This is a genomic window from Vibrio sp. Vb0888, assembly GCF_033338835.1.
Taxonomy (GTDB): Bacteria; Pseudomonadota; Gammaproteobacteria; order Enterobacterales; family Vibrionaceae; genus Vibrio; species Vibrio alginolyticus.
In genome coordinates this window covers 1-1,425 of the sequence record NZ_JAWOTL010000124.1, presented here as the reverse complement: position 1 = coordinate 1,425, position 1,425 = coordinate 1, and the positions used below count along the sequence as shown (strand labels likewise).

Here is a 1,425-nt window from a genome sequence, read left to right as displayed (position 1 = left end):
ATGCCGAGTCCACTTGGGGGTCATACTACGAACATCAACCGCGTGTGTTAGCAGGCAATTTGCAAAAAGGACTAGAGCGTCTTCGATTAGTCCAAGAAAGAAAACGCAAACAAGCCTAGATAGAAAAATAAACGTCGTTAAAACCGCAAACACAACCAGAACAACTTGGTTAAACACAACGCCAGAATATAGGTGATGTATGAATATTCTCCTCGATGCCATTACAAAATGGGCAAAAACGACACCAGATCGAGTAGCACTTGTCGGCTACGAAGCGAATCAAACGGTTGAACTGACTTACTCTGAATTGTTAAACAAGATCGAACTCGTTGCCGCCGAGCTTATTGCACAGAACATCAAAGCACTCGCGCTACGCGCAGAAAACAGCATCGATTGGGCCATTGTTGATTTGGCGGCGATGACGGCAGACATAGTCGTCGTACCTATTCCGACTTTTTTCTCTGATGCACAAGTTGAACACACATTAGAGCAATCAGGCGTCGATGCTTTAGTCGGCGATTGGCAAGCATGGTTGGCTTCTCATCCTAAGCAAAGCTTTAACCAGCAAGACCATTTGTTTTCCATTGCAAATTTGCCTTTGCTGCGTCGTAACCAGTTGGGAGATGAAGATACACAGGCAGCTTATCTACCAGAAACCGGAAAAATCACATTTACGTCGGGCTCGACTGGTCAGCCTAAAGGCGTCTGTTTAAGCAATGATCATTTGTGTTTGGTGGCGAAATCGCTCGCCGACGCAGTAAACGGCACGGCGCACTCGCACTTAGTGCTGCTTCCGTTATCGACACTTCTCGAGAACATAACCGGCGTTTATGTTCCACTCATGTTGGGCGTGACGTCATCTATTTTACCCGGAGCGCAAACTGGCTTACTCGGTTCAAGCCAATTCGAACCGCGTCTGTTTGCACAAGCATTAGCGACCATCAAACCAGAAAGCTTAGTGCTAACACCGGCTTTATTGCTTGCGCTCATTCAGATCGCGAAACAGCAGCCCTCTCTTGTGGATTCTCTAAAATTTGTTGCCGTTGGCGGCGCAAGAGTGTCGTCGCAACTGATTAACACCGCGCATGCGCTGAACATCCCTGCGTTTGAAGGTTATGGCTTGTCTGAATGTGGCTCTGTTGTTTGTTTGAATACACCAGGCGCATTTAAAGCAGGAACGTGTGGCAAACCACTTCCGCACATTCAGATTCGTATCGCGGAAGATGGTGAACTGCTCGTCAAAGGCAACGCTGCTCTTGGTTATTTGAATGAGCCGTTTACTCAAGAATGGTTAGCAACTGGCGACTTAGCCCAAATTGACGCGCAAGGTTTTGTCACTCTCTCAGGACGCAAGAAGAACCTTATCGTCACCGCATACGGCAGAAATGTCTCACCGGAATGGATTGAATCAGAAGCGTTGGCGTT

2 protein-coding genes are annotated in these 1,425 nt (G+C 47.4%); both read left to right on the top strand.

Going from position 1 to position 1,425, the window contains the following annotated elements; all coding sequences use genetic code 11:
• Nucleotides 1–119 (top strand): thermostable hemolysin (locus R7P72_RS24360; RefSeq protein ID WP_318110876.1); only part of this gene is annotated, 119 nt, incomplete at its 5' end.
• Nucleotides 120–199: 80 nt separating this feature from the next.
• On the top strand, nt 200–1,425 hold a 1,226-nt coding region (locus R7P72_RS24355; protein WP_318110875.1), incomplete at its 3' end, for an AMP-binding protein.